The 21084-nt window shown below is 45.2% G+C and carries 15 protein-coding genes; 9 read left to right on the top strand and 6 right to left on the bottom strand.

Annotated elements, in window-relative coordinates; genetic code table 11:
- Positions 1-40 precede the first annotated feature (40 nt).
- Positions 41-1600 carry an AbgT family transporter gene (locus ABMY42_RS11460; RefSeq protein WP_005447634.1) on the top strand — a complete coding sequence of 520 codons (1560 nt, stop codon included), beginning with the start codon at positions 41-43 and terminating at the stop codon, positions 1598-1600.
- A 377-nt stretch (positions 1601-1977) separates the two neighbouring features.
- On the top strand, positions 1978-2511 hold the full coding sequence (gene tadA / locus ABMY42_RS11455; protein ID WP_005447631.1) for a tRNA adenosine(34) deaminase TadA: 534 nt from the start codon (positions 1978-1980) through the stop codon (positions 2509-2511).
- A gap of 85 nt (positions 2512-2596) precedes the next feature.
- Here tadA and ABMY42_RS11450 read toward each other — a convergent pair whose 3' ends face one another.
- Positions 2597-2731, bottom strand: coding sequence for a hypothetical protein (locus ABMY42_RS11450; RefSeq protein WP_005447629.1), 135 nt, complete (start codon positions 2729-2731; stop codon positions 2597-2599).
- A 284-nt stretch (positions 2732-3015) separates the two neighbouring features.
- On the bottom strand, positions 3016-4620 hold the full coding sequence (gene mltF, locus ABMY42_RS11445; protein WP_050907655.1) for a membrane-bound lytic murein transglycosylase MltF: 1605 nt from the start codon (positions 4618-4620) through the stop codon (positions 3016-3018).
- Between the two features lie 323 nt (positions 4621-4943).
- Between mltF and purL the strand changes: the two genes are divergently transcribed.
- Both purL and ABMY42_RS11435 read left to right on the top strand, forming a co-directional pair.
- Positions 4944-8855 carry a phosphoribosylformylglycinamidine synthase gene (gene purL, locus ABMY42_RS11440; protein WP_005447626.1) on the top strand — a complete coding sequence of 1304 codons (3912 nt, stop codon included), beginning with the start codon at positions 4944-4946 and terminating at the stop codon, positions 8853-8855.
- 232 nt (positions 8856-9087) lie between these two features.
- Positions 9088-9390 carry a DUF3622 domain-containing protein gene (locus ABMY42_RS11435; RefSeq protein WP_005447624.1) on the top strand — a complete coding sequence of 101 codons (303 nt, stop codon included), beginning with the start codon at positions 9088-9090 and terminating at the stop codon, positions 9388-9390.
- Between the two features lie 89 nt (positions 9391-9479).
- On the opposite strand, the gene ABMY42_RS11430 is transcribed toward ABMY42_RS11435, so the two are convergent.
- The 3 genes from ABMY42_RS11430 to ABMY42_RS11420 all read right to left on the bottom strand — a co-directional run bounded on the left by ABMY42_RS11430 (position 9480) and on the right by ABMY42_RS11420 (position 13579).
- On the bottom strand, positions 9480-9902 hold the full coding sequence (locus ABMY42_RS11430) for a DNA-directed RNA polymerase subunit beta (protein WP_349266337.1): 423 nt from the start codon (positions 9900-9902) through the stop codon (positions 9480-9482).
- A 179-nt stretch (positions 9903-10081) separates the two neighbouring features.
- The gene (locus ABMY42_RS11425; protein WP_050924987.1) at positions 10082-12268 is read right to left on the bottom strand and encodes a TonB-dependent receptor; all 2187 of its coding nucleotides are present in this window, start codon (positions 12266-12268) and stop codon (positions 10082-10084) included.
- Positions 12269-12508: 240 nt separating this feature from the next.
- Positions 12509-13579: a succinylglutamate desuccinylase/aspartoacylase family protein gene (locus ABMY42_RS11420; RefSeq protein WP_005447618.1), complete on the bottom strand. Its 1071-nt coding sequence runs from the start codon at positions 13577-13579 to the stop codon at positions 12509-12511.
- A gap of 330 nt (positions 13580-13909) precedes the next feature.
- Here ABMY42_RS11420 and ABMY42_RS11415 point away from each other — a divergent pair, with 330 nt between their 5' ends.
- Positions 13910-14449: a DUF3332 domain-containing protein gene (locus tag ABMY42_RS11415; RefSeq protein ID WP_005447616.1), complete on the top strand. Its 540-nt coding sequence runs from the start codon at positions 13910-13912 to the stop codon at positions 14447-14449.
- A gap of 97 nt (positions 14450-14546) precedes the next feature.
- Here the strand turns inward: ABMY42_RS11415 and ABMY42_RS11410 are convergent, their stop codons facing one another.
- Positions 14547-16019, bottom strand: coding sequence for an aminoacyl-histidine dipeptidase (locus ABMY42_RS11410; protein ID WP_256893438.1), 1473 nt, complete (start codon positions 16017-16019; stop codon positions 14547-14549).
- Positions 16020-17052: 1033 nt separating this feature from the next.
- Here ABMY42_RS11410 and ABMY42_RS11405 point away from each other — a divergent pair.
- The 4 genes from ABMY42_RS11405 to crl all read left to right on the top strand — a co-directional run bounded on the left by ABMY42_RS11405 (position 17053) and on the right by crl (position 20995).
- The gene (locus ABMY42_RS11405) at positions 17053-18342 is read left to right on the top strand and encodes an NCS2 family permease (protein WP_349266302.1); all 1290 of its coding nucleotides are present in this window, start codon (positions 17053-17055) and stop codon (positions 18340-18342) included.
- Positions 18343-18684: 342 nt separating this feature from the next.
- On the top strand, positions 18685-19149 hold the full coding sequence (tet(34), locus tag ABMY42_RS11400; protein ID WP_005447605.1) for an oxytetracycline resistance phosphoribosyltransferase domain-containing protein Tet(34): 465 nt from the start codon (positions 18685-18687) through the stop codon (positions 19147-19149).
- Positions 19150-19239: 90 nt separating this feature from the next.
- The gene (gene frsA, locus ABMY42_RS11395; protein WP_009697716.1) at positions 19240-20487 is read left to right on the top strand and encodes an esterase FrsA; all 1248 of its coding nucleotides are present in this window, start codon (positions 19240-19242) and stop codon (positions 20485-20487) included.
- A 118-nt stretch (positions 20488-20605) separates the two neighbouring features.
- Positions 20606-20995, top strand: coding sequence for a sigma factor-binding protein Crl (crl, locus tag ABMY42_RS11390; RefSeq protein WP_005447601.1), 390 nt, complete (start codon positions 20606-20608; stop codon positions 20993-20995).
- Positions 20996-21084: the final 89 nt, after the last annotated feature.

The following is a 21084-nucleotide window of genomic DNA, read 5'->3' as shown; positions in this document are numbered from 1 at the left end:
AAATAGGCCATGGCACCAACATCATTCATATGGAGTTACGATGAGTAACCAAGCAGTAAATAAGGCACCGTCACCGAAGCCGAGCGGGATGGATCGCTTCCTGAACTTTATCGAACGAGCAGGTAACAAAATTCCTGATCCTGCGATTCTGTTCTTCTGGGCACTAATCATTACTTGGGCTGCGTCTGCACTTTTGTCGAATGTTTCTTTCGACCTTCTAAATCCTCGAACTGGCGAAGCTCTCACAATCACTAACCTTCTAACAGGCGAAGCACTAGCAAGTTTCCTTGCTAACATGGTGACCACGTTCACTGGCTTTGCACCACTTGGTATCGTTCTTGTAGCGATGTTGGGTGTAGGTGTTGCCGATTCTTCTGGCTTCATCACCACTGGTCTTAAGAAGATGCTGAACTTCACGCCAGCTAAACTTCTTACTCCAATGCTCATTCTTGTAGCAATCGTATCGCACACTGCGGCGGATGCGGGCTACGTTCTAGTTATTCCTCTTGGTGGTATCATCTTCCACGCGGCTGGTCGTCACCCTCTAGCGGGTATCGCGGCAGCGTTTGCAGGTGTATCGGGTGGTTTCTCTGCAAACTTCATCCCTTCAGGTATCGATCCTCTATTGGCTGGTTTCACGCAAACAGCTGCGCAGGTTCTAGATCCTGAGTACGTGGTTAACCCTCTAGCGAACATCTTCTTTACTGGTCTATCTTCAGTAATTATTGTGGCTATCGGTTGGTACGTAACTGAGAAAATCATCGAACCACGCCTAAAGAACACACCAATCGACGAAGACGCAGAGAAAGCACCAGATCTAGGTTCTTTCACTGAGCTTGAGTCTAAAGCGTTCCGTTACGCTGGTTGGGCAATGATGGCGGGTATCGCACTTCTTGTTGTAGCACTTATTCCAGAAAACTCTGCACTGCGTTCACCTGAAGGTGAAATCACAGCGTTCTCTGCGCCAATCATGAAGTCTATTGTTCCGTTGATCTTCATCCTGTTTATCATTCCGGGTTACGTTTACGGTCGCGTTTCTGGCACGTTTAAGACAAGTAACGACATCATCAAAGCGATGGCGGATACCATGTCCACTATGGGCGCATACATTGTAATGTCGTTCTTCTGTGCGCAGTTCCTATCTGCATTCGCGCAATCAAACATCGGTACGATGCTAGCGCTTTACGGTGCAGAAGGTCTGAAAGCAATGAACCTACCTGGTGAAGCTACTATCATCGGTATGATTCTTCTAACGGCTTCTGTAAACCTTCTAATCGGTTCTGCATCAGCGAAATGGGCTCTTATTGGTCCAATCCTAGTGCCTATGCTAATGGCTGTTGGTATCTCTCCTGAGCTATCTCAAGCGGCTTACCGCGTAGGTGACTCTGTATCGAACATCATTTCACCTCTGATGGTATTCTTCCCTCTAGTTGTGGTTTACTGTCAACGTTACGTGAAGTCGACAGGTATCGGTACACTAGCATCGCTAATGATGCCATTCTCGATTGCAATGCTAATCGGCTGGTCAGTATTCCTAGTGGTTTACTGGATGCTAGGCATTCCTCTAGGTATCCAAGCGCCATACACTTACACAATGTAAATACCGTCATATTTGGCGCTGTAGCGTTGTTAACTGCGCAAGTTCACCCTAATCACATAGAGCCTCTATGCTCATAGGGCTGAACTTGCTTGTTGCCTAGCTACAACACCAACTATTTAGGTATTGGTAATTCGAAAGCGCTGGTCGAGAGACTGGCGCTTTTTTGTTTTGGGAGTCGGAACGGACTTTGTCCTTCGGGATACAAAATAAAGAGAGCCCCAACTCGCTCGTACCTCGCTCTTGAGGATGACGATCAAACTGCTTTGAATCACGGTATTTGTGCCCTAACAGGCAAAATCATCCCGCTTCCACTTCCCCTCTTTGAAGGTTAAAATCCACTTTCAATCACGATCTATCCCAAATTCCGGAGCCTCCTTTTGTCAGATTCTCAGTTTTCTCCTCAAGACGAACTATTTATGCGCCGTGCGATGGAGCTTGCCGAGCAAGCTGAAGCTGAAGGGGAAGTGCCAGTTGGCGCTGTGTTGGTAAAAGATGGAGAGGTTATTGCGGAAGGTTGGAACCGTTCTATTTGCGCTCACGATGCAACCGCACACGCCGAGATCCAGACATTACGAAAAGCAGGAGAAGCACTAGGTAACTATCGACTGCTTGATACGACTTTGTATGTCACGTTAGAGCCTTGTCCTATGTGTGCTGGTGCGTTGCTACATAGCCGAGTAAAGCGAGTGGTTTACGGTGCGCCTGATTTAAAAGCAGGGGCAGCAGGGACGGTATTGAATTTGTTCGAAAGCCAAGCGGCATACCATTACGCAACAGTAGAAAATGGATTGCTAGAAGAGGAGTGCCGTGCTCAGTTGCAAGCGTTCTTTAAGCGTCGTCGTAAAGAAATTAAAGCCAAAAAACAAGCGCAGAAAGCGTTAGATAATGAGCAGGATACAAAGGGCGAATAAATTCAGGCGAGTAAATTAAGGTTCGCAGCAATAATTCATCTCTTTAGCAAACACCTACTCGGAAGTAGATGTTTGCTTCAAGTTCTCAGTGATTCACTAGGTGAACGAAAACACGGTTACGTGCACTGACTTTCTTCTTCATACACGTAAGCTTGCGCTTACGGCGGTTAGCAGCCACTGTCTTATTCAAACGTTTTGACTGCACTCTGCGTTTTCTCATAATCAGAACCTCTTGCAGACAACGAACACACTCTCCGACACTCGCATAGCAAAGCGTCCGATTCATTATCAATTGATGACATTCTGGTGATGCACACTTCCGATGAAGGTGACATCGAGTGAGGAGAGGTGACCAAAAGAACTTACTTTTCTGCGCGCTTCGTATTGGTATGGCACCAAATAACAACGCAAACTACATAAGCTCGAAAGACCGGATTCTAGATAACTTTTTTTGTTGACTCAACAAAAAAATAGCGAGCTGTGAGCTCGCTATTTTCGAAAGGTTTATTCCGCCCCTGAAACAGGAATAGGTTCGGCTTTAGTCTCTGGTTTTTGCATTTCATTTGGTGTTGTGCTTTCAGCCCCTGAAACTTGTTCAGCCAAGGTTTCAACCGCCCCAGAAACCAATAGGTTTGGATCGAGTGGCGGAATGACCTGAAGATCTTCCGTATCTTCGTCAATGGCTGGTTTCTGACTGACATGACCAATGATCGATTGATAGTAACGGCGGATGTTTTCTACGTAGTTACGTGCTTCATCACCACGGGCATAACCGTAACGAGTCTGGCTGTAATAACGTTTCTGACGCAACAATGGTAGACGCTCTTTTACATCTGCCCATGCGTTTGGATCGCCGCCTTGCGCTTTAGTCAGGCGTCGTGCGTCCATCATATGACCATAGCCAACGTTGTAAGATGCCAACGCAAACCAAATCTTTTCGTGTTCATTAATGGAATCTGGTACACGAGCGACAATACGACGCAGGTATTCCACACCACCTCGAACAGACTGTTCTGGGTCAAGTCGGTCCGTTACCCCAACGCTCTTCGCAGTAGGCAATGTAAGCATCATCATTCCACGTACACCCGTCGGTGATTTTGCTTTTGGTTTCCAGTGGGACTCTTGGTAAGCCAATGCGGCGATCAAGCGCCAATCAAACTCTTCGCTGTATTTTTGGAATAGTGGTGCCCACTTAGGCAGACTGTTGTCTAGCGCTCGGATAAAGGCGCGAGTATCGACATAATCAAATGCTTCAATATGACCGATGTACTTTTCTTCTAGTGTCGCCAACTCGCCTGACTGCTGGATATTGCCAAAGAATTCAATCAGCATCGCGTATAAACTTTCATCTTCAGAGCGGCGAGTAAACCAAGAGACGGGTTGGTCTTCTGTTAGCTCAAAAGCAAGTGCAAGATCTGGGTATAAACGTTGAGCTAAAGACAATTCGACCGAGTCAGTTACAGTAAAACGCAGTTCACCCGTCGATACGTGTTTTAGCAAATCGCGAGTGTCTGCATCGCCAACAATCTCGAATTGAAGCTCTGGATATTCTTTTTGTAGTGACGTTAGTGTCGGAACAAATTGTGATTGTTCAACGATCTGTAGCGTTTCTGCACCTGCATTGGCATTTTCATCGACAGCCTTTTCATCTTTTGATTCTTGATACTTGATGAGCTGATCAATGTCGCGAGGACGAAGTTGTCCTTTCTTATATACCACCTGTTGGCTTACGTAGTAGTAGGCAGGTCCCGGACGGAAACGTTGCACCGCTTGCGAAGTTTGATTCAAACCTGTCGCAATGATGTCGATATCGCCTTTTTTGAGGGCAGGGAATAACTCGGCTTGACGGAAAGCAGGTTTGATTTCCAACTTCACGCCTAGTTGTTCTGCAAATTTACGTGCCAGTTCGTAATCCAAGCCAGCAGGACCGTCTGGACCAATGTAGTAGGAGAGTTGGTTATTTAGCGTGCCAACACGTAGGACACCACGCTCTTGGATTTGCTCGAATTCACTTTTAGGTTCCGACTCAATCTGACAGGCAGAAAGTAAAAGCACAGAAGCGAAAAGTAGGGCGCTGCGCTTGAGTCGGTTGAACTGACTTATTTGCATTAATTCGGTACGTCTCGATAAATTTCTAGTTGCCTTTATATCAAAGCGCGCTGGTGGGGCAAAGTGAATCAGACAGATAGAGTGCGACATTGTGTGATTTATCGACATTTTAGTCGTAATTCAAATTTGGCAAAAAAAATGACGCAAACGGTTGCTTTTGGTGTTACATCACAAAAACAATTGCTATATAATGCGCTCGCAACGAAGAGGTGGCATCGGCATAGGTTTGAAAAACCTTCGGGAATAGCTTCGAAGAAAACAGTATAACCCACTGAATTTATTCCAATATCACCTTAATCACTTGCAATAAGAGACCTAAGCACATGAGAATTTTGCGTGGCTCCCCAGCTCTTTCTGAGTTTCGTGTTAATAAACTACTGGAACTATGTCGTGAACAAGATCTGCCTGTCACTGGCATTTACGCAGAGTTTATGCACTTTGCGGATCTAAAGTCTGACCTTGATGACCAAGAGTTGGAAAAACTGGAAAAATTGCTGACTTACGGTCCAACGATCGAAGAGCATGAGCCAGAAGGTCTTTTACTTCTTGTGACTCCTCGCCCGGGCACTATTTCGCCTTGGTCTTCTAAATCTACAGACATCGCCATCAACTGTGGTCTAGACAAAGTCAAACGTCTTGAGCGCGGCACAGCATACTACGTAGAAACAGCGACGCCTCTTAACGATGCTCAAATTGCAGATGTAAAAGCGCTCATCCATGATCGCATGATGGAAGTTACTTTTACTGACTTCGACGACGCAAGCGCATTATTCCAAGCTGCAGAACCTGCACCAGTGGCAGACGTTGACCTATTAAACGGCGGTCGTGCTGCGCTTGAAAACGCAAACGTTACCCTAGGTCTTGCACTTGCAGATGATGAAATAGAATACCTTTACGATGCGTTCGTAAATAAGCTTGAACGTAACCCGACTGATATTGAGCTAATGATGTTTGCACAGGCGAACTCAGAGCACTGTCGTCACAAGATCTTCAATGCAGATTGGACTATCGACGGTGTTAAGCAAGAGAAGTCTCTGTTCAAGATGATCAAAAACACGTTTGAAACCACACCAGAAAACGTACTGTCTGCGTACAAAGATAACGCAGCAGTTATGGTGGGTTCAGATGTAGGTCGTTTCTTCCCGAACCCAGAAACTCGCCAGTACGGTTACAGCCAAGAGAAAGCGCACATCCTAATGAAGGTGGAAACGCACAACCACCCGACAGCGATCTCTCCATGGCCGGGCGCTTCTACTGGTTCAGGCGGTGAGATCCGTGATGAAGGCGCGACTGGTATCGGTGGTAAGCCAAAAGCAGGTCTTGTTGGCTTCACTACTTCTAACCTACGTATTCCTGGTTTTGAGCAGCCATGGGAAACAGATTTCGGTAAGCCGGGTCGTATCGTTAACGCTTTAGATATCATGCTAGAAGGTCCACTTGGTGGCGCGGCGTTCAACAACGAATTTGGTCGTCCAAACCTACTTGGCTACTTCCGTACTTACGAAGAGAAAGTTAACTCTCACGCAGGTGAAGAGGTTCGTGGTTACCACAAGCCAATCATGATTGCTGGTGGTATGGGTAACATCCGTGACGAGCACGTTCAGAAGAAAGAGATCCCCGTAGGTGCAAGCCTAATCGTACTTGGTGGTCCTGCAATGAACATCGGTCTTGGCGGTGGTGCTGCTTCTTCAATGGCATCTGGTCAATCAGCAGAAGACTTAGATTTCGCTTCAGTACAGCGTGAAAACCCAGAGATGGAGCGTCGCTGTCAGGAAGTGATCGACCGTTGTTGGCAACTTGGTGATGCTAACCCAATCGCATTCATCCACGATGTGGGTGCGGGCGGTATCTCTAACGCACTTCCAGAGCTTGTCGACGATGGCGAACGTGGTGGTATTTTCCAACTGCGTGACGTACCAAATGACGAACCAGGCATGAGCCCACTTGAGATCTGGTGTAACGAATCTCAAGAACGCTACGTAATGGCGGTTGCGCCAGAGAACATGGAAGTATTCGATGCAATCTGTAAGCGTGAGCGCGCACCATACGCTGTAGTAGGCATCGCAACTGAAGAGCGTGAGCTTAAACTTGAAGATTCACACTTCGAGAACACGCCAATTGACATGCCAATGGATGTGCTTCTTGGTAAGACGCCTAAGATGCACCGTGATGCGAAAACGCTAAAAGCAAACAACCCGGCGGTTAACCGTGACGGCATCGAGCTGAACGAAGCCGTGGATCGCGTTCTACGCCTTCCAACGGTTGCAGAAAAAACATTCCTAATCACTATTGGTGACCGCACGGTAACAGGTCTTGTCGCGCGTGACCAAATGGTTGGTCCGTGGCAGGTTCCAGTAGCAAACTGCGCGGTAACTGCAGCAAGTTACGACACTTACCACGGTGAAGCAATGTCGATGGGTGAGCGTACACCAGTTGCTCTATTAGACTTTGGTGCATCGGCTCGTCTAGCGGTTGGTGAAGCAATCACAAACATTGCAGCGACAAACATCGGTGATATCAAACATATTAAACTGTCTGCAAACTGGATGTCTCCAGCCGGTCACCCGGGTGAAGATGCAGGTCTTTACGAAGCGGTGAAAGCTGTGGGTGAAGAGCTATGTCCAGCACTTGGTCTGACTATCCCGGTGGGTAAAGACTCAATGTCGATGAAGACCAAGTGGGAAGAGAACGGCGAACAGAAAGAAGTAACCTCTCCGCTATCTCTCATCATCACTGCGTTTGCTCGTGTTGAAGATGTTCGTAAGACAATCACACCGCAATTGCGCACAGATAAAGGTGACACGTCACTGGTTCTTATCGACCTAGGTAACGGGCAAAACCGTCTAGGCGCAACAGCACTTGCGCAGGTTTACAAGCAGCTTGGTGATAAGCCAGCAGATGTAGACAACGCAGCACAACTGAAAGGTTTCTACGAAGGAGTTCAAACTCTAGTAGCAAACGATCAAGTAGTGGCTTACCACGATAAAGGCGATGGCGGTCTATTTGTAACGCTTGCAGAGATGGCATTCGCTGGTCACTGTGGTGTTAAAGCAGACATCGCCGACCTAGGTGAAGATGTACTAGCAGCACTATTCAACGAAGAGTTGGGTGCAGTGCTTCAGGTTAAAAACGATGACCTAGATGCTGTACTTTCAACGTTAGCAGCGAACGGTCTTGAAGCATGTTCTCACGTAATCGGCTCAGTCGAAGCATCTGATGAGCTAGTGATTACTTCTGGTGACACAGTGGTTCTTGAGCGTAACCGTACTGAACTACGTACTATCTGGGCTGAGACGACGCATAAGATGCAAGGTCTACGCGATAACCCAGCATGTGCTGACCAAGAGCATGAAGCGAAGAAAGACAACTCTGACCCAGGTCTAAACGTTAAGCTAAGCTTCGACGTAAACGAAGACATTGCAGCGCCTTACATCGCGGGTTCTATGGTAAATACCGGTGCGAAGCCTAAGATGGCTATTCTGCGTGAGCAGGGCGTTAACTCTCACGTAGAAATGGCAGCAGCGTTTGATCGTGCAGGTTTCGAAGCGACTGATATTCACATGAGCGACATCCTAACAGGTCAAGCGGCTCTGGATGAGTACCACGGTCTAGTGGCTTGTGGTGGCTTCTCTTACGGTGACGTACTTGGTGCGGGTGAAGGTTGGGCTAAGTCTATTTTGTTCAATGCACAAGCTCGTGAACAGTTCCAAAGCTTCTTTAATCGTGACAACACATTTTCTCTAGGTGTGTGTAACGGCTGTCAGATGTTATCGAACCTGAAAGAGCTAATCCCAGGTGCAGACCTATGGCCACGCTTTGTTCGTAATGAATCTGAGCGTTTTGAAGCGCGCTTTAGCTTAGTTGAAGTTCAGAAGTCTGATTCTGTATTCTTTGACGGCATGGCGGGTTCTCGTATGCCTATCGCAGTTTCTCACGGTGAAGGTCGTGTAGAAGTACGTGATGCTGACCATCTAGCAGCGATTGAAGCATCAGGTACCGTTGCGGTTCGTTACGTGGACAACCACGGTAACCCAACGCAGCAATACCCGAATAACCCGAACGGTTCGCCAAACGCTATTACGGGTCTAACGACTCAAGATGGTCGTGTCACAATCATGATGCCGCACCCTGAGCGTGTGTTCCGCACAGTAGCGAACTCATGGGCTCCAGAAGGTTGGGGCGAGAATGGTGCTTGGATGCGTATGTTCCAAAACGCACGTAAGAACATCGGCTAATTACGGCGTAGTCCAAGGTTAACGAAAAGAATAAAGCGCTGGTTGAAAGACTGGCGCTTTTTTATTTAAGGGAATCGAGAACGTCTCCCGTCTCCCTTAAAAAACTTGCAGCGTTTCGGTAACTTTTATGCTCTAATACCGCGCTTACCAAGGGATGGTGTTAAACAGCTCAGCTTAGATGGAGTTATCAAGTTGACCGAATCCCTGATTAATCCCTTAGGAAATGAAAGAAATGTCTAAAAATCCAAAATTTGCTATCCGCGTAACTGAAAAACGTAACGGCTGGAGCGCAGAGATCACTCGTCAAGTGACATCTCGTAAGACAGTAGTATCAAAACGTGAAACTGGTTTTGACAGCGAAGAGAAAGCACAAGCTTGGGCTGAGCAAGAACTAGCGGGTTTTGTTCAAAACCAAGTTGTTCGTAACGAGCGTAAAGCAGCACAGCGTCAAGAGCGTGAAGCTGAGCAACTAGCGGCGAAAGTTCGCAAAGAAGAAGCTCGCAAAGCGCGTGAAGTAGAAGCTGACGAAGAGTAATCTCAGCCTACTAGATGGCTTATCTGTGCCGTCGATTATGAATTAAAAAGTGCCCTGAGATCATCTCGGGGCATTTTTGTTTGTGTCGTTTAAAAGCAGTCCGAAGATACCGAGAAGCTCACCGAACCTTCTGCAGGGGCTGCAAATTGCCTATTACCAGCAAGCAATTGAGGATTATTCGAATAGGTTCGATGCTTGTGGCTGTTTTTGGGAGTATGTACGGGCGGCAAATCGATGTTATGCAAGCCGTCAGAAAGATCTTTGGCTTCCCCATAATCATAATCTCTCGCTTCCGTTATCTCTCCTTTTGTGTATTGGCAATGATCGGGTTTGCCATCTTCTTTCCACGTTAAACCATCTGTTTGAGCATCAAGATCTAAGTTGTCTGTCACAGTGGCAGCGTAATGATCTTCTAATTGCTGGCGCTTACTGTGTTCTTCCAAATATTGAGAGATATTGTCTTGTGAAATACTCGCTGCATGCGGAGAGGCTAGGGCAGCGACAAATAACATTTGTTTCCATGTCAGCGTTTTTTTTCGAAGGCTCATAAGTCTCGTATGTAAAATGAGGGTGATAGACCCAAGTCACTCTGGCTGAATCAAGCATTTTGAGGTTACTTGGATATAAACGAAAGCTCGGAGCCATTCATAGCCCCGAGCTGGTTGAAGACCAATACAGATAATGTGATTAATTAGTACTGGTAAGTCAGTTTAAGTTTAACTTCACGACCCGGTGAAGGCACGCCGTTAGATAGGTAGGCTTCATAGTAACGGTCAGTTAGGTTTTTCACGACCGCTCCAACGCTCAAGCCTTTGACTTGTTGCACATCCCAAACGACATACGCATTTTGCAGCGTATATTGCTCACTAGGCGATTTTACTTTCAGGTTGTTACCCTCTGCCTTCGTTTTGGTTTGTGCATCGTACCAACGTACTTCCCAACCTGAGCGTAGACCTGGGAGCCATTCGTAACCGAAGCCTAGGTTGATGTTCAATGGTGGTACATCTGGGTGATCGTCATCAGAACCAGTGGAGTCAGATAGACTACCTTTGTTTTTACCACGTACGTAACTCGCTGAAAAATCAGTATAGAAATCTGAAATACGGTACTGTGAAATCAACTCAAAACCGTAGTTTTTGAACCCATCTAAGTTCGTATTCCAGCTTTGGTTTTCTGTACTGTTTTTATCTAGATTTGCACCTGTTCGGATATCGACCGTGTCATTTACGTCGTTGTAAAACACGGTAAACTCCGTTGCAAGGTTGTCACGGTCACTGACTAGACCTTCGGTTAAATTGATCATGCTCGCTTGGTAGGCATGAATACGCGAAACATCCAGATCTCTTGCCGTTGCTGTCGCCGTAGCGCGGGCATATTGTACAGAGTAGATGTTATCAACCGTTGGCGCTTTTAATGCGTATGCGTAAGAGAAATTCAAACGCGTATTATTAGTGGCATCAAAATCGATATCGAGACGCGGACTAAAGCCTTTGTGACTCGTCTCACTGTAGTCATGCCCTGCCGCCGGGTCGTTGTAGTCTGGCGCTGCATTGCCTTTACCTTCGCTGGTGATGTATTCATAACGCAAAGATGGTGTGATGGTTAGACGATCGGTCGCTTGGTAATGGTCTGCTACATAAGCGGCGTAAATCGTCTGTATACCCGATGGCTCGTAATAAGGTGTATACCAGCCGTAGTTCTTTGCTTCTTTTTTGGCATACGATTTATTGAAGACCAGTGAATCGCGGTCAGTTTTTTGGTACTGAAGACCGGTGACTAGTGCGTGATCTCCAATTTGTGCTTGGTTGAAGACATCAACATAATCGCGTTCGTAACTCAGCCAAGACTCGTGACCGTAGCTGCCGACAGAGACGAACATTTTTTCGAATGCAACATCAGGACGTACCCAGTGGCGATCGTTTTCAGAGCGTGCCATTTTGATGTTGAAATCAATGTAAGGATTGGAAGGCATGTAATGGTAAGAGAGCGTCGTCGTATTGTCGGTGTATTTGTTGTCGACCGTGTACGCGTATTTCGCCTTCTCTAATGAGCCATATTTTTTGATGTTGTAGTCGGAAATATTCGGCATTTTTCCGCGACGGTTCGCCCAAGGTTTGCGACCTTCGTCTTTGTAGCGCGTATGACTGATTTCGAACTCGTGGTCGTCATTTTCATAGCCGACTTTCACTAGCATGTTTTCTTGCTCGTAACCCGAATAATCCAACGTTTCACCGCCGCCAACTTGGATGTCATCTGAGTCTTTTACCGAGCCATTGGCTAAGAAGTAGAAGCCGGCGTCGTTCTTGCCGTATAAGGACAAGGTGTATGAGTTTTCATCACCATTATTGTTATAGCCAGTGGAAACACGAGCACCAAAGTTACGATCGCCATCGAGGAGATCATCGACACTTTTCGTTTTGATACGGATGGAGCCACCAAATTTACCATTCAATGCGCGATAGTCGTGCGCGCCTTTGATGATCTCTGCCTCGCCAATTAAGAACGGGTCAAAGAAGAAGGTACCGTAACGGTATTGTTGGAAGCCGATAGGTGCGCCATCAACAAATACAGCGATGTCACTTGGATCATCAAAACCGCGGATATTGATACGTTCCCCCCCAGAGCGAGCACCACCATCTAATGTTGCTCCTGGCACGGAGTCGATCATATCTGCAAAATTGGAATACTGCTGTTCCTCGATAAGAGACCAATCAATGGTCGTTTGAGCAGGTTCTGCAACAGTGATTGGTTTCGCGTAATGCACACCAATGACTTCAAGCTCTTCGTCTGAGCCTTCTGCTGCATAGGAAGCAAGGGAGTTGAGCACTGCGAGCGAAACAAGGCTTACCTTGAAGCCATGAGTGGATAAACGTTTCATATTCGTCATTTATAGTAATTTGATTAGGCGAGGATTATATGAATGCTGAACAAATTAATAAATGATAATGAGATTAATTATCAATGGTGTTTTTTTGAATGCCTGTAAAGTTTTATATCCACCAAATGACGGTAAAACAGATTTTGATAGGGATTAAGATATGTAGGGGAGTGAATGTGTCTATCTTTTCGCCACAAAAAAGCCCAGATGAATTTCTGGGCTTTCAGTTTATGCAAAAACTTATTGCTGAGTTTCTAGCGGAATTTGCCCTGTCGTGACTTGATCAACATCGAACTCTGTTAGCTCTTCAATATAGCTTTCTACGGTTTGTTCAACGACATCATCGTCTTGTTTGAAGTAAGCAATGTGGAAGATTGCATCACCTTCGTTAACTAGAGGCAGTGTTTGCTGACCGATCACGATACCGCCTTTTGGTGCAACCAGTTCAAGTTCGTCGTGACCAAGCGGCGAGCTGATATATGCGAGTGTTTCACCTTCTTCAACTTTGTCACCTAGGTTCACGACAGTACGCAGAATACCGTTACCTGATGCACGTACCCAACTGGTGGATTTTGCGATAATTGGTTCTGGTAGCTTTTTGCGGCTTGCGCGAAGCATACCGATGGCTTGCATGACGCGCTGCACGCCAAGTACACCAGCGCTGATAGATAGAGGGTCAAAGCGCAGAGCTTCACCAGCTTCATAAGTTAGCACAGGGATATCGCATTTTTCAGCTTCACTACGCAAAGAGCCATCACGCAGTGCCGAGTCTACGATCACTGGTGTGGCAAACGCTTTTGCGATTCGCAGTGTTTCTGGATTACTCAGGTTCGCACGGATCTGCGGTAGGTTAGTACGGTGAATCGCACCCGTATGAAGATCCAAGATGTAATCACAGCGTTTGGCGATATTGTTAAAGAACCCATGCGCCATGCGAGATGCCAATGCACCTTTTTCGCTTCCTGGGAAGCAACGGTTTAGGTCGCGGCGGTCCGGTAGGTAGCGTGACTTATGAATAAAACCAAATACGTTCACAATAGGAACCGCAATCACGGTGCCTTTCAGCTTTTGCGGATCCAGTTGGTTGATCATCTGACGAACGATTTCTACGCCATTAAGCTCATCACCATGGATCGCCGCATTCACCATTAGCACGGGACCTTCTTGTTTACCGTGGATGATTTCCACAGGAATAGAAAGTGGTGAGTGCGTGTAAAGCTGTGCTGCTTCAAATTCGGTTTCTAGTCGTTGTCCTGGTTGTACTTGATGCCCGAGTAGCTCAAATACTTTGCTTTTTTTACTTCTGGCCATAAACCATCTCTGTCAAATACGTTAGCAACAATGTAACAACTGGTTCAAAATCACACTAATCATTCTTCTTTAGGTGACGAAAAATAATTTTTATTGAAAAGATTAAAGTTTCACCAGATGTATGAGTTGTGTAAGCACATTGGGTTAATTTCTGTGTTTATTGAGTGGCTGTACGCTGTGTTTTAAAGTAGCACATTCATCGAGTAAATAAGGCTGTGTTAAATTTAATACTCATATTTTTTTGAAGAAAAACTGACTTTTACCTATGGTTTTAATCCGCTAATATCCCCGCCGAATTTTTGACCTAATACTATTTAACTAGAGGTTTTGATGAAAAAGGCGTTCGCTAAAATTGGCGCATTGACTGCAGTCGCAGTTTCTCTTTCTGGCTGTGTGGGCAGTAATGCAGTGACAGGTTACGTAATGGGCTTTAACCTAAAAGCAGTAGATAACCGTTACGCTCGTGGTGGTCTAAACATGCTTTTGGCGCCTGTTTATGGTGTTGCTGTTGCAGCGGATTACATCGTATTCAACTCTCTAGAATTCTGGACTGGTAAAAACCCACTAAACGGTAAGCCACACATCTTTGATACCAAGATGGATACTTACATCGACGTGAACCACCAGTTAGACAAATCTCTGACGACTGCACCGATCGGTCCTCTAACGCACAACCGTGTTATCGAGCAAGGTCAAATGCAACAGATCGACGAGAACACCGTTCAGATGGACATTACATACAACAACGGTGACAAAGCGACACTAATGGGCGTTCGTGAAGGTGACTTCGTTACTTACTACATCGATGGTGAAGTGGTTGCAAAAACTTCTATGGATGAGCTAGCTGCATACGCGCAAACTCGCGCATAGTTTGCGATACTCTTGTTATAAAGAGTCTGTAATAAAAAGCTCACAATAAAAAAGGGTGCCGAGGCACCCTTTTGTGTTTTTCGCGTATTGTTTTGAATTACGCTTTTTCAGGAATGGCTTCAAGAAGCGCAACCATTTGGTCCCAGAACAGTTGAACGGTATCGATCTTCACTTTCTCATCTGGAGAATGAGGGAACTTGATGGTTGGACCGAAAGAAACCATATCCATGTTCGGGTAAGGTTCTTTGAACAGACCACATTCAAGACCTGCGTGGATAACCATGATGTTTGGCTTGTGACCGTAGATGCCTTCGTACATATCACGGAAAATTGCCATGATCTCTGAATCAGCATCTGGTTTCCAACCTGGGTAAGCGCCAGAGAATTCAATTTGAGCACCAGCCAGTTCAGCGACAGATTGAAGCATACCTTCAACTTGGCTACGACCTGAGTCGATCAGGGAACGAATTAGGCATAGAACGGTTACTTTGTTCTCTTCTGTTGTGATAACACCAACGTTAAGTGATGTTTCAACCACGCCTTCAACTTCATCACTCATACGCATTACACCGTTTGGACAAGCGTTCAATGCTGCGATGAAACGTTGTTGGTCTGCAATCGCAAACACTTGTGCATCTGTTGCAACTTCTTCGTTGAAAGTCACGATGTCTGTTTCAATTTTACCAAGTTCTGTTTTTAGTAACTCAGCGTAGTAGTTGAACAGTTCCGCTAGTTTATCTTGATTTTCTGCCGGTAGTGCTACAGTTACAAAAGCTTCACGAGGAATCGCGTTACGTAAACTACCGCCACGGAATTCAACCAGGCGAAGATCCAACTCTTGCGCGTGACCTGCGAGGAAGCGACCAATCAGTTTGTTTGCGTTACCGCGACCTGTATGGATGTCACAGCCAGAGTGACCGCCTTTTAGACCTTTCAGTGTTAGTTGACGAGTAATAAAGCCCGCTGGAATTGCGTCACGAGTAATATCGAAGGTCATTGCGCCATCGATACCGCCTGCACAACCCATGTACACTTCGCCTTCTTGTTCTGAGTCTGTATTTAGAAGGATATCGCCTTCCAACCAGCCAGCTTCAAGACCAAATGCACCTGTCATGCCTGCTTCTTCATCAATAGTCAGTAAAACTTCAATAGGACCGTGCTTGATCTCTTTAGAAGCAAGTACAGCAAGACAAGAAGCCATGCCGATGCCGTTATCTGCACCTAGCGTTGTGCCCTTTGCTGTTACCCATTCACCATCGATGTATGGCTGAATTGGATCTTGAGTGAAGTCGTGATCAGTGTCTTCGTTCTTTTGTGGCACCATGTCGATGTGTGCTTGAAGCACTACACCTTTTTTGTTTTCCATACCTGGTGTCGCAGGTTTTTTAATGAACACGTTGCCAGTTGGATCGCGGCGTACGTCAAAACCTTGCTCTGTTGCCCAAGTAACAATGTACTGTGCTAGAGCTTCTTCATGTTTTGAAGGGTGAGGGATTGAACAAATCTTATCGAAAAACTGCCAAAGTGGAGCAGGTGATAAGGTACTGATTTCAGAATGGAATTCAGACACGGAAGACTCCTTTTGATGTGCTTTGCCAAATTTAAACCGTAAATTTAATGAGTGTTTAGCAGTAAATGCTAATCGGTATTGGCTTGGAATTGCCCTCAGCATACCACCAGAAAAGCGGTTCTAGTAGTTGTGGTGAAAAGGATTTGCCCTAGAACTGTCACAGATTATGAACACAACGTAATACACCAATGCAACGAGCTTAGTATGTTCTGAAAGTTTGTTTAATTTTTAATTTACTAAACTGTAATTTAATTACAGTTAATTCTTGATGGAGGTCAATTTATTAAGTTTTTGTGATTCTGGTCACTAAAATACTTGTAATTAAATTTCTGGGTGGTATATTTGTAACCAGCTTCTGAGAGAAGAATGAAATGCTCAAAGGATGAGTCCGTTTATCGCCTCCAAGGAACTGAGAAATCAACCAAATTAACAGTATTAATTGATTTAGAAGGTGATATTTATGAAAGGTTTACCAAGTGCAATGTTCTGGAACAGCAAATCTGTTTACACCGGTAACTTTGTATACCCAACAAGCTTTGGTTACTAATTGAAGCCAACGCATGTGACTCGAACAAGTTTGTTCACCCCTATAAATTGGAATTTTTTTTCAGTGCATAGTGCTGACATGATTCACCGCCACTCAAATTGAGTGGCGTTTTTTTATCTTCTGATCCCAATCTCGCCTATTTTATCGCCACCAAGCTTCAATTCTCCGATTGCTTATCTCACTTGTTTCATTTTCTGACCAATTCTTTGGGTATTTAGCGTCCAAAACGATGACTTTGCGTTTGAAAGTTTAATACATTGCTCAGTTTATACACATACGTTTGTTTTCAGTACAAGTTCGTTAGTTATTGTTTATTAAGACCTAAATTTATTTGCTGTTTAAAACGCTAGCGAATGGGTTTCATATCCCAAGAAAAAAATCCCTTTAGAGTGAAAATTCTATCTGGAATTTGTTATTTGATAACTTTATAATTCGAGCCAATCGATTACGCAACCGTTTACTTTTTACCTTTTACAGGATTCGATCATGCTCGAAAGGCTCTTTAAACTTAGTGAAAATGGCACCAATGTGCGCACTGAGATCATCGCAGGTGTTACTACCTTCCTAACTATGGCTTACATCATCTTTGTAAACCCAGCTATCCTTGCAGATACAGGTATGGATCGTGGTGCCGTGTTCGTTGCGACGTGTCTTGCTGCCGCTATTGGCTGTTTCATCATGGGCTTGGTAGCAAACTACCCAATCGCTCAGGCTCCAGGTATGGGTCTAAACGCGTTCTTTACCTATTCCGTTGTGTTGGGCATGGGTTACACATGGCAAGTCGCGCTAGCAGCAGTATTTGTTTCCGGTCTGCTATTTATCGTCTTGAGTGTGTTTAAGATTCGCGAATGGATCATCAATTCGATTCCACTTTCTCTTCGTACTGGTATCTCAGCAGGTATCGGTCTGTTCCTTGCTTTCATCGCACTGAAAAACGCAGGTATTGTTGTAGATAACCCAGCAACGCTAGTTTCAATGGGGAATATCACTTCTCTACCATCTGTACTTGCAGCGATTGGCTTCTTCATGACGATTGCATTGGTTCACCGTGGTGTGAAAGGTGCGGTTATGATCGCAATCCTAGGCGTAACAATTCTTGGTCTGATCTTTGGTGACGTTCAGTGGGGCGGCATCATGTCAACACCACCAAGCGTCGCGCCAACCTTCATGCAGCTAGACTTCTCTGGCTTGTTCGAAGTAGGTATGATCTCTGTAGTATTTGCTTTCCTATTCGTTGACTTGTTCGACACTGCAGGCACGCTAGTTGGTGTTTCGCAAAAAGCGGGTTTGACTGACGAAAACGGCAACATTCCACGCCTAAATAAAGCGCTACTTGCAGACTCAACAGCAACATCTGTCGGTGCTCTACTAGGTACATCAAACACGACGTCATACATTGAGAGCGTTTCTGGTGTAGCCGCTGGTGGTCGTACAGGTCTAACTGCTGTGGTTGTTGGCGTATTGTTCCTTCTTGCTCTATTGTTCTCGCCACTAGCGGGAATGATTCCAGCTTACGCAACGTCTGGTGCACTATTTTACGTGGCTATCTTGATGCTTTCTGGTCTTGTTGGCATCGACTGGCGTGACCTAACAGAAGCGGCTCCTGTTGTCGTAACGTGTTTGGTTATGCCTTTGACTTTCTCTATTGCAGAAGGTATCACGCTTGGTTTCATTGCTTACGCTGCGATCAAACTGTTCAGTGGTAAAGGACGTGAAGTCTCAATGAGTGTATGGGTTATGTCCGCTATCTTCATTGCGAAGTACATCCTAGGCTAACTCTGACGATTAAAAGAAAAGCCAGTGTGGGCACACGTTCACACTGGCTTTTTGTTTGTGGGCTTTTACTGGAGGGGAACTTCTCCTTGTTTATGGAGCATTTCTTCTAAAATTCATTCCCTTCTTTATTTTGCCGTGTTCACTGAATTCGATTTTTCTGCGTAATAGACGGAGAATTTTGATATCAGCGTTGGTATTAATCATGGGTTTCGGTAGAATAATCGTTTGCGTAGCTTGAAATCCCCATTTCCTCTGGTGTGGGAAATCTAGATTGATGAGTCCATTTCAGCGCCATCAGCTAGGTCACGGGGATGCATATTTTGAAATTATTAGGTTATTACAATGAGTAAAAAATTCATTATCACTTGGGATGCGATGCAGTCTTACTGCCGTGAACTGGCTGAGAAACAAATGCCAGCTGAGCAATGGAAAGGTATTTGGGCGGTAAGCCGTGGTGGCTTGGTTCCTGGTGCTATCTTGGCTCGTGAGCTAGGTATTCGCTACGTAGATACAATTTGTATCTCAAGCTACGACCACGATCATCAACGTGACATGACAGTGCTTAAAGCACCAGAAGGTGACGGTGAAGGTTACCTAATCATTGAAGACCTAGTAGATAGCGGTGATACAGCGCGTAAACTTCGTGAAATGTACCCGAAAGCAAAACTGATTGCTGTATGTGCTAAGCCTTCTGGTAAAGAGCTACTTGATGACTACGTAGTAGACATCGCACAAGACACTTGGATCGAGCAACCTTGGGATATGTCTATCCAGTACGCTGAGCCAGTAAATCGCAAGCAAAAATAAGTTTGCACTAAGAATATTGAGAAATGCCCCTTTATAGGGGCATTTTTTTTATTATTATTACGCTATTGCAACCAGCCTAGAGTTCTTCCTATGTCAGAAGACGTCAGTAAAAACCTCTCCGAAACTTTGTTTGTCAAACACAAACAAGCGAAAGAAACCTCTGCACTTACTCAATACATGCCGACTAGCCAAAAGATTCTTGATGAGCGAGAAGAGCATGAAGATCGTGCTTGGTATCGTCATTTGAGACGTCTTCAATGGGCGTGGCAGGGCTTATCTCCTATCGAAATGGAAGGGGTACTTTCTAAAATCGCGTCATCGAATCATTCTCGTACCGAAGATAAATGGCTTGATACGGTCATGGGTTACCACGGTGGTAACTGGACGTTTGAGTGGATTAAGTTAGGCATGGAGCATCAACGCCGCGCGAATGAAATGAAGGGGGAGGAAGCGGCTGATGAGCTGTTTACGGCTTCATTGTGTTTTAGCATTGCAGGCTATCCACATTTAAAGAATGATAACTTAGCCATTCAAGCACAGGTATTGGCGAACAAAGCGTATTCAGAAGGCTCAGAAAAAACTAAATACGTGATCAAGCAGATCGAAGTGCCTTACCAAAAACGCAAGATCATCGCGAACCTACATCTTCCTCGCACAGATAAACAATTACCAGTTGTAATGGTCAGTGCTGGTTTGGACAGCTTGCAAACGGATATGTGGCGCTTGTTCAGAAACCACTTAGCTCCAAAAGACATTGCGATGGTGACTATTGATATGCCGTCAGTCGGTCATAGTTCACATTGGCCGCTGACTGAAAACTCCAGTTGCCTTCATCAAGCGGTTTTGAATGAACTGTATTCTCTACCTTGGGTTGATCACCACAAAGTTGGATTGATTGGCTTCCGCTTTGGCGGTAATGCCATGATTCGTCTTTCGTTTGTTGAGCAAGAAAAGATCAAAGCTTGTGTGGCTTTGGGAGCACCAGTGCATGATCTGTTTACGTCGCCTAAAAAGTTGCAGCAAATGCCGAAGATGTACCTTGACCTATTAGCGTCTCGCCTTGGTAAGAGTGCTGTTGACATCAATAGCATGGCCGGACAGATGATGGCATGGTCACTCAAGGTACAAGGTTTCCTAAGTAGCCGTAAAACTAAGGTGCCAATTTTAGCATTGAGTCTCGAAGGGGACCCAGTTTCACCTCATAGTGATAACCAGTTGGTAGCACTGTTTAGCCAGTACGGACAAGCCAAGAAAATCAGTTCCAAGACAATTACAAAAGGTTATGAGCAATCCCTCGATTTAGCCATAAAGTGGTTGGAGGACGAATTATTAAGATGACAAATCTCCTAATTTAGTTAAGAGTGATATATGTGAGCAAAAAATAAGCTCATGATAATTAAAAATAATAATCATTCTTGGATAGCTAAATATCCTTACTATGGAAACGGAGATTCTTATGTCAGAGACGACACAAGGGCCGACTCACTTTCGCTTGATGTCAAAGTTGAAGGCGATAGGTCCGTACCTGCGCGAACCACAATCACAAGAAGGGCACTACTATTTTGACTGTCTATCTGTCTGTGTAGACGACAAAAAGTCACCTGAGAAACGTGAATTTTGGGGCTGGTGGATGGACTTGGAGTCCATCGAAGGTGGCTTTACGGCAAAATACCATATTGGTAAATACAACAAAGAAGGGGAATGGACCTCAGAACCATTACCAAATAAGGTGGTAGAGGAAGTGTACTTGACACAAAGTACCTTCCATCAAAAGCTTATTGATACAGTGGCTGAGCATTTCAAACTGGAAGTGGAATATCACACCGAATCGTTTGATTTCGCCTAATTTGGCTGTTTTCTTCCCTGATAAGACAAAAAGGTGCGTTTTCGCACCTTTTCTGCTTGTTAAATCCCCATTTGATTGCTAAAACATCC

This window comes from Vibrio sp. SSH13-20 (assembly GCF_040104475.1).
In the GTDB taxonomy this organism is placed as follows: Bacteria; Pseudomonadota; Gammaproteobacteria; order Enterobacterales; family Vibrionaceae; genus Vibrio; species Vibrio harveyi.
This window is presented reverse-complemented; position numbering and strand designations above follow the sequence as displayed.

Bases quoted from the DNA above. Each gene is read 5' to 3' on its own strand.
- ABMY42_RS11460 (WP_005447634.1), top strand. From the start codon at position 41: ATGAGTAACCAAGCAGTAAATAAGGCACCGTCACCGAAGCCGAGCGGG.
- ABMY42_RS11450 (WP_005447629.1), bottom strand. From the start codon at position 2,731: ATGAGAAAACGCAGAGTGCAGTCAAAACGTTTGAATAAGACAGTGGCT.
- mltF (WP_050907655.1), bottom strand. From the start codon at position 4,620: ATGCAAATAAGTCAGTTCAACCGACTCAAGCGCAGCGCCCTACTTTTC.
- purL (WP_005447626.1), top strand. From the start codon at position 4,944: ATGAGAATTTTGCGTGGCTCCCCAGCTCTTTCTGAGTTTCGTGTTAAT.
- ABMY42_RS11435 (WP_005447624.1), top strand. From the start codon at position 9,088: ATGTCTAAAAATCCAAAATTTGCTATCCGCGTAACTGAAAAACGTAAC.
- ABMY42_RS11430 (WP_349266337.1), bottom strand. From the start codon at position 9,902: ATGTTATTTGTCGCTGCCCTAGCCTCTCCGCATGCAGCGAGTATTTCA.
- ABMY42_RS11425 (WP_050924987.1), bottom strand. From the start codon at position 12,268: ATGAAACGTTTATCCACTCATGGCTTCAAGGTAAGCCTTGTTTCGCTC.
- ABMY42_RS11420 (WP_005447618.1), bottom strand. From the start codon at position 13,579: ATGGCCAGAAGTAAAAAAAGCAAAGTATTTGAGCTACTCGGGCATCAA.
- ABMY42_RS11415 (WP_005447616.1), top strand. From the start codon at position 13,910: ATGAAAAAGGCGTTCGCTAAAATTGGCGCATTGACTGCAGTCGCAGTT.
- ABMY42_RS11405 (WP_349266302.1), top strand. From the start codon at position 17,053: ATGCTCGAAAGGCTCTTTAAACTTAGTGAAAATGGCACCAATGTGCGC.
- frsA (WP_009697716.1), top strand. From the start codon at position 19,240: ATGTCAGAAGACGTCAGTAAAAACCTCTCCGAAACTTTGTTTGTCAAA.
- crl (WP_005447601.1), top strand. From the start codon at position 20,606: ATGTCAGAGACGACACAAGGGCCGACTCACTTTCGCTTGATGTCAAAG.